The 12,271-nt window shown below is 59.7% G+C and carries 10 protein-coding genes; 3 read left to right on the top strand and 7 right to left on the bottom strand.

Features of this window, described 5'->3' with window-relative positions; genetic code table 11:
- Positions 1–28: 28 nt before the first annotated feature.
- On the top strand, positions 29–796 hold the full coding sequence (locus HMPREF2857_RS10645; protein ID WP_016423249.1) for an alpha/beta hydrolase family protein: 768 nt from the start codon (positions 29–31) through the stop codon (positions 794–796).
- Positions 797–816: 20 nt separating this feature from the next.
- Positions 817–1,791, top strand: a complete 975-nt coding sequence (locus HMPREF2857_RS10640) for a cation diffusion facilitator family transporter (protein WP_016423250.1) — start codon at positions 817–819, stop codon at positions 1,789–1,791.
- 29 nt (positions 1,792–1,820) lie between these two features.
- On the opposite strand, the gene HMPREF2857_RS10635 is transcribed toward HMPREF2857_RS10640, so the two are convergent.
- The 6 genes from HMPREF2857_RS10635 to metG all read right to left on the bottom strand — a co-directional run bounded on the left by HMPREF2857_RS10635 (position 1,821) and on the right by metG (position 9,118).
- The gene (locus HMPREF2857_RS10635; protein WP_070644233.1) at positions 1,821–3,629 is read right to left on the bottom strand and encodes an ABC-F family ATP-binding cassette domain-containing protein; all 1,809 of its coding nucleotides are present in this window, start codon (positions 3,627–3,629) and stop codon (positions 1,821–1,823) included.
- Positions 3,613–4,071, bottom strand: a complete 459-nt coding sequence (locus HMPREF2857_RS10630) for an NUDIX hydrolase (protein WP_305764044.1) — start codon at positions 4,069–4,071, stop codon at positions 3,613–3,615. The genes HMPREF2857_RS10635 and HMPREF2857_RS10630 overlap by 17 nt, the downstream gene beginning before the upstream one ends.
- Before the next feature lie 81 nt (positions 4,072–4,152).
- The gene (gene rsmA / locus HMPREF2857_RS10625; protein WP_070644229.1) at positions 4,153–5,067 is read right to left on the bottom strand and encodes a 16S rRNA (adenine(1518)-N(6)/adenine(1519)-N(6))-dimethyltransferase RsmA; all 915 of its coding nucleotides are present in this window, start codon (positions 5,065–5,067) and stop codon (positions 4,153–4,155) included.
- Positions 5,068–5,132: 65 nt separating this feature from the next.
- Entirely contained in the window at positions 5,133–6,284 is a 1,152-nt protein-coding gene (locus HMPREF2857_RS11390; RefSeq protein WP_272715417.1) for a resuscitation-promoting factor, read from the bottom strand.
- A gap of 167 nt (positions 6,285–6,451) precedes the next feature.
- Positions 6,452–7,276 carry a TatD family hydrolase gene (locus HMPREF2857_RS10615; protein ID WP_049171274.1) on the bottom strand — a complete coding sequence of 275 codons (825 nt, stop codon included), beginning with the start codon at positions 7,274–7,276 and terminating at the stop codon, positions 6,452–6,454.
- 15 nt (positions 7,277–7,291) lie between these two features.
- Positions 7,292–9,118, bottom strand: coding sequence for a methionine--tRNA ligase (gene metG / locus HMPREF2857_RS10610; protein WP_049171277.1), 1,827 nt, complete (start codon positions 9,116–9,118; stop codon positions 7,292–7,294).
- A 115-nt stretch (positions 9,119–9,233) separates the two neighbouring features.
- On the opposite strand from metG, the gene HMPREF2857_RS10605 reads away from it, so the two are divergent.
- Entirely contained in the window at positions 9,234–10,499 is a 1,266-nt protein-coding gene (locus HMPREF2857_RS10605; RefSeq protein ID WP_016423257.1) for an aminodeoxychorismate synthase component I, read from the top strand.
- On the opposite strand, the gene HMPREF2857_RS10600 is transcribed toward HMPREF2857_RS10605, so the two are convergent.
- Positions 10,496–12,172, bottom strand: coding sequence for a BCCT family transporter (locus HMPREF2857_RS10600; protein ID WP_016423258.1), 1,677 nt, complete (start codon positions 12,170–12,172; stop codon positions 10,496–10,498). The genes HMPREF2857_RS10605 and HMPREF2857_RS10600 overlap by 4 nt on opposite strands.
- Between the last annotated feature and the right edge of the window lie 99 nt (positions 12,173–12,271).

Below are 12,271 nucleotides of genomic sequence, written 5' to 3'. Positions count from 1 at the left end.
AGCACACACTGAGACGCGGATATAACCTATGCCAACAAAGCACCTAAAATTTACGGGATCGACAGGCGAGACTCTAGCTGCATCGATTGATTTGCCGGACGGTAAGCCACGCGCGTGGGCACTATTTGGTCATTGCTTCACGTGTAATCGGATGGTGCCCGGCGCGTCACGCACCTGCAAGGCGCTGGCGAAGAAGGGCATTGCGGCATTCCGGTTCGACTTCACTGGCCTCGGGCAGTCCACTGGTGATTTCGGTGAGACGACGTTCCAGACCAACATCGATGACCTTAAGGCCGCCTACGAGTTCATGGAGGCAGAATTTGAGGCCCCCTCGCTACTGATTGGGCACTCGCTCGGTGGCGCAGCGGCGCTGAACGCCGGCCACGATATGCCGAAAATCAAGGCGGTAGCGACAATCGGTGCACCCTTCGATCCGGCACACTCGATTGTGCGCATCGCCGGTGACATTTCGACGGTCGATGAGCACGGCACGCAGGTTCTGCAGATTGAAGGTCGTGGCATTCCCATCTCCCGTGAGTTCTTGGAAGTGTTGGCGGACTACAACCCGGAGGTTTATCTCAGCCAGCTGCGCAAGCCACTGCTTATTCTGCACTCCCCGACCGACCAGACTGTTGGTATCGATAGCGCCCAGAAGATTTTCCAGGTCTCTCGCTATCCAAAATCCCTGATGAGCTTGGATCGCGCAGACCACTTGCTCACTCGCGCTAAGTCCGCCGCGCGCGCTGCTGACCTGATTTATGCGTGGGCGGATAGCTATCTTCCGGAGGCTGAATAGCCCTGTTATCATTAGGGGTTATGGACACAACTGAACACTCTGGCCACTCACACGGCCACGGTCATTCACACGGTCATTCACACGGCCATGACCACGCTCATATTGACCCCGCGAATACTCCTGCCCGTCGCCTGCTCGCAGCTGCGGGTCTAACTCTTGTCGTATTTCTCGCCGAGCTCATCGGCGGCTTGGTTTCGGGTTCACTGGCGCTGCTGGCAGATGCCGGCCATATGGTGACGGACTCCGCAGGCCTGCTTATGGCAGTTGCCGGTTTGGCTATCGCCCAGCGCGGAGCCAATCACCGCGCGACGTACGGGTACCGTCGTGTTGAGGTTCTGACTGCTCTCGTCAACGGTCTGACAGTTTTCATCATTGCCGCTGTGATTCTCTGGGGCGCAATCCGGCGATTCGGGTCAGTGGAGCAATCTGAGATTCAAACCACGTCGATGCTCATCATCGCGGTCATCGGCCTGCTCACCAATGTGATTGCGGCGTTTCTGCTCGCCGGCGCTGCCAAGGAAAGCGTCAACGTCCGCGGCGCGTATCTGCACGTGCTTGTCGACGCCGCTGGTTCGGTCGCCGTCATTATCTCCGCTATCGCTATCGCATACACCGGCTGGACTGCCATCGACTCGGTGGTCTCTATCGTGATTGCGCTCTTCATCGTCCCCCGAGCCGCCGTTCTGGTGCGCGACTGTCTCCACGTGTTGCTGGAGTACACCCCGAAGGGCGTCGACACTGAGAGAATCACTGCTGACCTGTCTGACTTGGACGGAGTGGTCGATGTCCACGATCTCCACGTCTGGTCCCTCAACGGCAGCGACCTACTGGCATCTGTCCATCTCGTGCGCTGCGACACGCTCCCCAACGGCGACGAGCACGCATTGCTCGACCGCGCGCAGGCACTGCTTCACGACGTCCACGGGATTGAACACGCCACGGTGCAAATTGAAAGAACCGGGCACGCTGACCACGAGTACCCGGCTCATACCTAAAATGTTCGGCTAGTAGCTGAAGTAAGATGCTAGCCCTCGAGCTGCTCCCCTAGCTCCAGCCACTCCATCTCCAGCTCTGCCTTCTGCTCAACCACCTCCGCAGCACGGCGATCGAGGTCCGCCAGCTTTTGTGTGTCCAAGTTGGCTACATCAGCACTCGCTTCCGCCATCTGCGTATGCAGTTCACTTTCCTGCTGGCTGAGCTTCGCCATCTTCCGCTCCAGGGCACTCATCTTCTTTTGAACAGCATGAGCTTCCGCGGCTGAGAGCTTCGATGTCTCTTCGGCAGCATCATCTTCACGAGTTCGCGTGGCAGTGACGCGTGCACCCCTGTCAGCCAGCTGTGCGCGGCGCTGGAGGTATTGACCAATCCCACCTGGCAGGTTCGTCAGCTCACCATCGCCGAAAAGGGCCCAGGTCGAGTCGGCAATACGCTCAATCAGGTAGCGGTCGTGCGAGATGACCACCAGCGTGCCCGGCCAATTGTCCAGCAGGTCTTCCAATTCCTGCAGCGTGTCAATGTCCAGGTCATTGGTCGGCTCGTCGAGCAGCAGGAAGTTCGGCTCACTCATCAACACACGCGTGAGTTGCAAGCGACGGCGCTCACCACCGGAAAGGTCTGCGATTGGAGTGCGTTGCCGTTTCGGGGAAAATCCCAATCGCTCAGCCAGTTGCGAGGCGCTAATCTGCTTCTTGCCCAGGTCAATATAGGTCGCGACGTCCTCCACAGCGTCGAGCACACGCATATCCAGCGGCAGATCATCGAGCTCCTGTCGCAGCCAGCCCAGGCGCACCGTCTTGCCCTCAATTCGCTTGCCATCGCTTAGGGGGTAGTCTCCCGCCAACGCACGCAACAAAGTCGTCTTACCCGAGCCGTTAACACCGACCAGGCCGATGCGCTCGCCGGGGGCCAGGCGCCACGTGACGTCGTTAAGCAATTCTCTACCGTCGGGCGTTTCCAGGGACGCATGCTCCAGCTCCACGACCACCTTGCCCTGACGACGCTGCGAAAACGCCATCAGCTCCACAGAATCGCGCGGTGCTGGCACATCAGCTATGAGCGCCTCGGCGGCTTCGATGCGGTAGCGAGGCTTCGAGGTGCGGGCCGGCGCACCACGGCGCAACCACGCGAGTTCCTTGCGCGCGAGGTTCTGACGACGCTGCTCGGCGGCATCGGCCTGGCGCGCACGCTCGGCACGTGCGAACGTCCAGTCGTTGTAACCTCCGTCGTAGAAATCGACAGTGCCGTCGTGGACTTCCCACGTCTTCGTGGCAACGGTATCCAGGAACCAACGATCGTGCGTGACGACGACCAGGGCTGCTCGGCGCGAAAGAACATGATCGGCCAACCACTGCACACCCTCAATATCGAGGTGGTTCGTTGGCTCGTCGAGAATGAGCAGATCCAGATCGCGGACCAGTGCGGCCGCCAGGTTTACGCGACGGCGCTCACCACCGGAGAGATTGGCGACCTTGGTATCCATACCGAGGTCATTGATACCGATGCCATCGAGGACCTCGCGGATGGAAGCGTTACCCGCCCACTCGTGTTCAGCGAGGCCGAGCGGTGCGATGACGCATTCAAACACGGTGGAGTTCGGGTCGAGCTCCGCGCCCTGGGTAACATGCGCCATGGCCATGTCGTTGGCTCGCGAAATACGTCCGGAGTCCGCCGGCTCCACGCCTGCCAGAATCTTCAGCAGTGTGGACTTGCCGCCACCGTTCAAACCGACAACACCGATGCGGTCGCCCTCTTGAACGCCGAGGCTGACGCCGTCGAGCAGAGTCTTGAGCCCGAAGGACTTAGAAATATTCTCGCAATTAATCAGATTCGCCATGATGAGTATTTATTGTGCCCCATTCGACGTTGCCAAGCACACGCCGGACATACCAGGCCACCGGCAGCTCATCGAACTGCTCTTGGGTTACCCATTTAAATTCCGGATGCTCGCCACTGAGCTGGACAGCCTGCGCGTCGTTAGCCTCGCGTACTAGAAAAGTCACCGTGTGGAAGCGGAAGTTCTCCCCGCCCATATCCGGATTGGAATAGTGGGCAAATTCGCTGACCTCCGCTGCGCGCAGGCCGGCCTCTTCACGCAGTTCGCGCACAGCGGCCTCCGCGGGCTCCTCCCCTGTGTCGAGCTTGCCACCGGGCAGATCCCACTGGCCCCCGAGGAAGCCCTCGTATTCACGCAGCAGAAGCAGCAAGCGGTCACCGCGGAAAACTATGCAGTTGCACACCCAGCCGTCGTCGTCAGGCCAGAACTTAGTCCAAGCCACGCCGCGCGGTTCGCGCCGGCCGATTTCGGCCCTGCTGGGGTTGCCGTCACGGTGCATGGGGGAAAGATCGCCTGTCCTTTGTTAAAAGCGCTGGTCTCGTGAGACCTCAGCGAGGCGAACGAAATCGGCAATTTCGAGCTTCTCTCCTCGCTGCTTTGGGTCAATCCCCGCTGCTATAAGCGCCTCTTCGGCTGCGGCGCCAGATCCGTAAATCCCCGATAGGGCCGCCCGGAGGGTCTTGCGGCGTTGCGCAAAAGCAGCGTCGATAAGCGGGAAAAGGCGTGCGCGGAACTGCGGCGAGATTTCCCACGGGGCCTCGGGGGCATCGGCGGTCTTGGAGTTCTCTGGAGCGTCGGAGCGAGCGTAGCAGTCAATGCGAACGAGCCCGGAATCAACCTTGGGGACCGGCCAGAAGACGTGCGGACCAATGGCACCGGCGCGACGCACTGTGCCGTAGTAGGCGGCCTTGACACTGGGGACACCGTAGATCTTGGAGCCCGGCTGAGCCGCCAGCCGGTCAGCGACCTCAGACTGCACCATCACGAGCACGCGACGGATGGTGGGCAGCTCGGCAAGCATGTGCAGGAGCACCGGTACAGAAACGTTGTATGGCAGATTGGCCACCAGCGCATCTGGGGCAGTCTGAAAGTCCTCGCGGCTGACCTTCAGCGCGTCTTTCTCAATGAGCTCAAGTGCGCAGCCCTCGGCGCGCTCAGTGACTGTCTGGGGCAGACGCGCCGCCAGCCGCGAATCGATTTCAACAGCCGCCGCGCGGCCGCAGTGTTCGAGCAGCCCGAGGGTCAGCGAGCCCAAGCCGGGGCCAACCTCAACAGGGTAGGAATCCTCCGGCAAGTCCGCCGCAGCGACAATTCGACGCACGGTGTTGGCGTCGTGGACGAAGTTCTGCCCCAATTTCTTCGTCGGGACAATATCCAACTGCGCCGCCAAGTCGCGTACTTCGACCGGCCCCAAGAAAGAAACTTCTGCTTTAGTCACAGTTAGATACTACGGGGTCAACACAAAAAATAGGCTTAGCTCGTTATGGCTAGACGGACCTAGCTTTAACGAAGCCCCATGGAAGCGGTACAAGCGGGCCATGCGCCCCAACCCTGACCAGCCTGGACACGCTCAGCGACAGCAATCTGCTGCTCGCGGGAAGCCTGCGATGCACGCGGTGCATACTCAGTACCGCCGTAAGCTGCCCAAGTGGAATCGGTGAACTGCAGACCACCGGAGAAACCGTTACCGGTATCGATAGCCCAGTCGCCGCCGGACTCACACTGAGCCAGCTGATCCCACACGCCGTAGCCGGCAGCCGGAGCTGCAATGCGGGACTTAGTGCCCTGGCGAATAGTGGAGATACCCGGAGCCTTTAGCTCCTTTTCTTCCAGGACCTCGCGTCCGAGCTCTTCACCATCGCGAGAGGTGACCTTGACCTGACGCTCTACCTGGCCCGGTTCACCTTCCTGCTCAACGATGCGCTCATCTTCGAACATCGAATCATCTTCAATGATGTTCTCGTGAGCTGGAATCTCCTCAGTCTCGGTGATGGTCTTATCAATCAGACGAGACAGAGCGATGCGCATCCCCTCGGTGACCGGAGCATCCAGACCCGGCTCGACGGTGTCATCTTCACGCAGTTCAATGCCACGCTGAGCCAGCACATCTCCGACGGTCATAGCCGGGACGGTCAGGTCGATGTCCTTGGCATCGTCGTGAAGCACAATATTCTTGGCACGAACGACGTCGAGTTCGACTCCCTTAGCGGAAATCTCGCCCTTTTCGACCTCGACCTTGTCCTTATCGGAGATGAGCCCCTGCTTCTTCAGACCTTCAATCAGCTCATCGGTAGTGATGGCATTGGTCTTGTGCTCCTGCGGCTTGCCATCGACAATCATCGTGACTGGCTTGGCAGAGCGGTAGACCAGCTTGCCGCCGTCCGTGAGATCGCCCTGACGCTGAACCAGGTCGCCACCGGTGGTTTCGACACCAGCCTTCTGCAGAATGGCCTTGTCATCCTTGGACCAGGTTGCGATTTGCTCAACCTTACCGTCGATTTCGACGGTGATGGTGTCATAGTTGGATGCTGCGACAGTACCACCCAGAGCAACAGCAGCGACCAGACCGCCTGCGGCAATCTTGGACGAAGTGGAGACTCCGTCATTAGCACGATTGAGATGACGCTTCTTCGCAGCACTCACGGGGTTCGTCACAGCCTTTCGGAGGATGGGGCAGCTAGCAAATGAAAGAAATACAGTTTGTAACAGTACGGTAAAGATTCAGTGTTGTCTAAAATATATCGATAAAAGTGACGGGAAATACAACAAACCGCCCCGGCTGCATTTCCACAGCTCAGGGGCGGCAATACGCCAGCACGTGCTTAAATGCCGTACACCCGACGTGCGTTATCCGTCAAAATCTGTGCCATCTCCTCCGCCCCGATTTCTCGGGCTGCGGCCATCGCACGCGCCTGATGACCGATAAAAGTGGACTCGTTGCGCGCACCTCGGAAAGGCTCCGCGGTCATGTACGGGGCATCGGTTTCCACCAGCAGCTGCTCCGCCGGCGCCTCAGCCACAGCCTGCCGCAGGTAATCATTGCGTTTGAAGGTCACGTTGCCGGTAAAACTCAGCAGGTAACCGCGTGCAATGGCTTCGCGGGCAACCTCGATGGGCGAAGAGAAACAGTGCAAAATGACCGTATTGTCGTAGCCGTCCAACGCCGCCATCAGGTCTTCATCGGCGTCGCGGTTATGAATCATCAACGGCTTGCCGACGGTTGCTGCGAGCTCCATATGCCACTGCAACGCAGCCAGCTGTTCGCTCTTCGACGCGCAGCCGTCGAGGGAATCCAGCCAGTACCAATCCAATCCCGTCTCCCCCACGGCCACAACCCTGGGGTCGGCAGCCATTTCGGTTAAGCGGGCCTTGGCGTCGTCGTCAAGCTCGTGCGCGCGCGTCGGATGGATGGCGGCGGCGGCCCAGACGTTGGGGTGCGCGTGCGCAGCGGCAAAGGCCAGTTCGGTTTCCGGCATGCCATCGCCGACCGTGCAGACTCCGACGACGCCCGCTGCGGCGGCCCGGTCCATGAGCGCCGCAATCTCTTCCGGAGTTTGCGCCCCACAGGACGCGAGATGCGTGTGGGCGTCAAACAGCGGAGTGAGATACTCCGCGGGTTCTGCAATCTTGCGTTTGCGCTTTCCCATACCTCTACTGAGCCCCTACTTCACCTGTGCCCACTCGGGGCCGTGCTCAGCCAACTCAGAGTCGAGCTTGGTGAAAATCGGCTTCGGCTTGGCCAGCGCCGTACCCGGCTCAATGTCGAAGCGACGCCAGGCGGCCTTCTGATTGACGTAGTCACCGGTGATGATTGGGTAGCTCCTACCCTCTGCCGGCAGGTCAGCGCCGACCGGTTCGACCGGCATGTCGTCCTGGACTTCCTGGACTTCTGGCATTGCGGCCCAGATCCCCTCGCCGCCCAGGGTCTCGAAGACCTTCTGCGAGCTTTCCGGCAGGTACGGGGTCAGCAGCACATTGGCGTCGCTGACTACCTGCAGTGCTGTCCACAGCACGGTAGCGAGACGCTCGCGCTGGGACTCGTCCTTCGCCAGCTTCCACGGCTCCTGCGCAGCAATGTAGGCGTTGGCCTCTCCGACCAAGTGCATGGCGGCGGTGATACCGGCGCGGAAGCGGGACAGCGCAAGCGCGTCGCCGACCTCGGCGAAGGAACGCTCAGCCAGGTCGAGCAGTTCACGGTCAGCGTCAGTGAGTTCGCCCGGAGTTGGCACCTCACCGAAGTTCTTGAAAGCCATGGACACGGTGCGGTTGACCAGGTTGCCCCAGGAGTTGGCCAGCTCGTTATTCACGCGGCGGACGAACTCATCCCAGGTGAAGTCGGTGTCCTGGTTCTCCGGGCCTGCCATCGCGATGAAGTAGCGCAGCGGATCCGGACCAAACTCCGCCAGGAAGTCCTTCACATAGATGACAACGCCCTTGGAAGAGGAGAACTTCGAGCCCGACATGGTCAGGTACTCCGAGGAGACGACCTCCGTCGGCAGGTTCAACTCACCGAGCTCCCCGACCTCGCCCCCGCGGGAGCCCTCGCCACGGTAGCCCAGCAGCTCAGCCGGCCAAATCTGGGAGTGGAAGGTGATGTTGTCCTTGCCCATGAAATAGTAGGACAGCGCCTCCGGGTCATTCCACCACTTGCGCCACGCTTCCGGGTCACCAATGCGCCAGGCCCACTCGATGGAAGCGGATAGGTAACCGACGACGGCGTCGAACCAAACGTAGAGTTTCTTCGTCCCGTTTTCCGACCAGCCCTCCAGCGGAATCGGCACACCCCAGTCAATATCACGGCTCATTGCACGCGGACGGATGTCCTTCAGGATGTTCAGGGAGAACTTCAGCACGTTCGGGCGCCAGTCCTTGCGCTCCTGCAGCCACTCGGTCAAGGCCTCTGCCAGAGCCGGCAGGTCTAGCAGGAAGTGCTCAGTTTCAACGAACTTCGGGGTCTCGCCGTTGATTTTCGACACCGGATCAATCAGATCGGCCGGGTCAAGCTGGTTACCGCAGTTGTCGCACTGGTCGCCGCGGGCACCGGAAGCGCCACAAATTGGGCAGGTACCTTCGATGTAACGGTCCGGCAGGGTGCGACCGGTCGACGGGGAAATCGCACCCATCGTGGTCTGCTTGACCATATAGCCGTTTTCGTAGAGCCCACGGAAGAGCTCCTGGACAACGGCGTAGTGGTTGCGCGTGGTTGTGCGCGTAAACAGGTCGTAGGAAAGCCCCAGACCCGCGAGGTCCTGCACAATCTGGCGGTTGTAACGGTCGGCCAATTCCTGGACAGAAACGCCTTCCTTCTCCGCCTGCACAAGCAGTGGCGTGCCATGCTCATCAGTACCGGAGACCATCAGCACGTCATTGCCAATCATTCGCTGGTAGCGAGCGAAAACGTCCGAGGGGACACCGAAACCTGCAACATGGCCGATATGTCGCGGACCGTTAGCGTACGGCCACGCAACTGCTGTGAAAATGCGAGACATATCTAACAGGGTAATAGATGACCTACCATCACGATGAACTGTGCCCTCATGAAGTCTTCCAAGAACTGTCCCCTAGCGTCATCGCGCGCTCGCGCAGTCACTACGCTTATGTCCTATGTCCACTCGGTCCACCTCCTCCGACTCGGCCGCTGACTTCACTTCGCGCGCGACCACTGCGCTAGCTCGTCTTATCGCCGCCGGTCATCGCCCCGCCGCACTCGTCGGCTCCTGGTTCGGTTATCGCGCGGTTCTCGCCGCTAACGTCGAGCTCACCGCCTGCGATTCGACAGCGCTTTTCACCAGCCCCGACCCCAATGCGTGGCTATTTGGGTTCCGCCCCTACTCCGGCACCAGCGCGCATGGGATCGCTGCCTGCGTCGCATTGCTTGCCGACGACGGCACGTGGCATTTCGACGGCCCCGGCACCGGTGACCCCTCAAATCCGGATTTCCAAGCCCTTCAGGAGACCATCAAATACTCGCACGAAAACACGCGTGACGACGCGCTCCCCGCGGCCACACCACTGGAGTGGGATCAGGGCGACCGAGAACGCCACCAGCTTGCAGTGGAGAACTGTAAGGAAGCAATTGCCGCGGGCGAGGTGTACCAAACCTGCATCTCTACACGCTTTCACGCGGAGCTGAATGCGGGATCGGGCACGAACGTCGATGTGGACAATGCTGCACTAGCCCACGCCGGCGCGTGGTTTTCCTCCCGCGTGGCGCGGTATCAGCCGGCTCGAGCGGCATTCTTGCCCGGCAACCTCGATGCTGGAATTCCAATTCTGGCCTCGCTGAGTCCTGAGGAGTTCCTCATCCGCGCTGGCACAAGCGTGACTGAAACTCCTATCAAAGGCACGATTCCCGCTGACCGGCCCCCGCATGAGCTGTTGCGCAGCGATAAGGATGTCGCCGAGAACATCATGATTGTCGACCTGGTGCGCCACGACCTCGGCCAGGTGGCCAAAACTGGCACTGTGAAGGTCACGGATCTGCTCAGTGTGCGTCCGGCACCGGGCGTGTGGCACCTGTTTTCCACAGTTTCCGCGGAACTTCCCGATCAGCTCAGCCACGCTGAGCTGATCGATGCCTGCTTCCCACCGGCCTCAGTCACCGGTACACCGAAGCTGCGAGCAATTGAGCTTCTGCGCGAGTGGGAACCCGAGCCCCGTGGCGCTCACTGTGGCGCGATTGGTGCGGCCCACGGGGATGCACTTGAGCTCAATGTCGCCATTCGTACCGCTGAGTATGCAAAAGACCCGAACTCGGGGAGAGTTCGGGTCGAAGCTGGCATCGGCGGTGGCATCACCATCGGGTCTACGCCCGAGGGCGAATGGGCCGAGATTGAGGCCAAGGCCGCACCGCTGCTGTTGGAAAGCTAGTTGCGCAATTTACGAGCACGGCGGCGTTCGCGCTGTTCGGCCGCTTCCGCCAAGCGGCGCTCGCGAGCCATGCGCAGGGCAAACTGACGCTGTTCCTTGTCATCGAGGTACATCGGATCGTCGGAAAGCCCCTTAACCAGCGCCACCATCAGCGCCAAGATAACAATGACGAACGGGCTTGCCGCCAAAATGGTGATGTTCTGCAGGTTGGACAGGGCATCGCTGCCGCCGGTGACCAATAGGACAATCGCAATCAGAGCGGTGAAAATACCCCACATAGCAGTGACCGTGCGCGATGCTGTGAGTCGACCGAACTGGCTCATGGTGCCCATCACCGTGGAGGCGGAGTCCGCCGAGGTAATGAAGAAGGTAGCCAGCAGAACCATTGCGATGACGGAAGTAATCGCGCCACCCGGCAGGGATTCCAGCAGGTTGAACAGCTGGCTCTCAGCCGAGCCGTCGCCATAGATGGAAGCACCCTGCTGCTCACGAGTAATGGCGGTGCCGCCAAAGATGGAGAACCATACGGCAGAGACAATCGACGGAACTGCGACGACGGTGAAGACGAACTCACGGATAGTACGGCCGCGAGAAATGCGCGCGATGAACATACCGACAAACGGCGACCAGGAGATCCACCAGGCCCAGTAGAAGATTGTCCACGACGAGAGCCATTCGCCGGCGGTACCGTCAGCGGAAGCGCTGGAGCGGGCGGCCATCTCAAAGAAGGAATTCAGGTAGCTACCAATAGAAGTCGGAATCAGGTTCAGAATCACCACGGTAGGGCCGAGGACCAACACCAGCAGAGCCAGCAGGCCAGCGGCAACCATGTTGAAGTTCGAAATGTACTGAATGCCCTTGCCCACACCCGACAGCGCAGAAGCCAAAAAGGCACAACCCAGAATGAGGATAAGACCAATCCACAAACTTGTGCCCTTGATGGCAGTGAAACCGTTGATCTCCAAACCAGCGGAAATCTGCAGCACACCAACACCGAGAGAGGCTGCCGTACCGAAGACGGTGGCAAAAATCGCAAGTGCGTCGATAAGCTTGCCCAACCATCCCTCAGCGCGACGTGCACCGATAAGCGGGATGAACGCCGCGGAAATCAGCTGCTTACGACCAAGACGGTAGGTCGAGTAAGCAATGGCAAGGCCGACGATGGCGTAGAGCGACCACGGGTGCAGAGTCCAGTGGAACATCGTCGATGCCATGGCGGTACCGACTTCCTTTGGCTGGTGACCCGGCACACCTTCGCGGTAGAAGGTCAGTGGCTCAGCAACGCCGTAGAACATCAGACCGATGCCCATACCGGCGGCGAACATCATGGCAATCCAGCTAGGTGTGGAAAACTCTGGTTTCTCGGCGTCCTTGCCCAGGCGGATGTGACCGAACTTGGAAATCGCGATGGACACAATAAAGAAGACAAAGACGGTACTAGCCAAGATAAACAGCCAGCCGGTGTTCTCCACGACCCAGTTCAGAGAACTAGATGCAAACGTGGAGAAACTGTCCGGCCACACCAGTCCCCAGACGATAATTGCCAGAATTGCGGCAATGGCGGGGACGGTAACCCCGAGGTTCACGGGAGCGTGAGAATCGTCGGCCCTGACTTCGCCAACGACCGACTCCCCTACTTCTTGTTGTATTTCATGTTCTGGTGGATTCGTCATTCCTCCACCATGTCCACCATTGACCTGGGATTTCAACTTAGAATGCGGGTTTTCTCAGGTTTTCTTCATTTTTTCCCAGCTTGCAAAAACTGCCAATAA

The organism is Corynebacterium sp. HMSC076C10 (genome assembly GCF_001812455.1).
Lineage (GTDB): Bacteria > Actinomycetota > Actinomycetes > Mycobacteriales > Mycobacteriaceae > Corynebacterium > Corynebacterium jeikeium_D.
This window is presented reverse-complemented; position numbering and strand designations above follow the sequence as displayed.

Coding starts and splice junctions, on each gene's coding strand:
- HMPREF2857_RS10645 (WP_016423249.1), top strand. CDS start 29: ATGCCAACAAAGCACCTAAAATTTACGGGATCGACAGGCGAGACTCTA.
- HMPREF2857_RS10640 (WP_016423250.1), top strand. CDS start 817: ATGGACACAACTGAACACTCTGGCCACTCACACGGCCACGGTCATTCA.
- HMPREF2857_RS10635 (WP_070644233.1), bottom strand. CDS start 3,629: ATGGCGAATCTGATTAATTGCGAGAATATTTCTAAGTCCTTCGGGCTC.
- HMPREF2857_RS10615 (WP_049171274.1), bottom strand. CDS start 7,276: ATGGGAAAGCGCAAACGCAAGATTGCAGAACCCGCGGAGTATCTCACT.
- metG (WP_049171277.1), bottom strand. CDS start 9,118: ATGTCTCGCATTTTCACAGCAGTTGCGTGGCCGTACGCTAACGGTCCG.
- HMPREF2857_RS10605 (WP_016423257.1), top strand. CDS start 9,234: ATGTCCACTCGGTCCACCTCCTCCGACTCGGCCGCTGACTTCACTTCG.
- HMPREF2857_RS10600 (WP_016423258.1), bottom strand. CDS start 12,172: ATGACGAATCCACCAGAACATGAAATACAACAAGAAGTAGGGGAGTCG.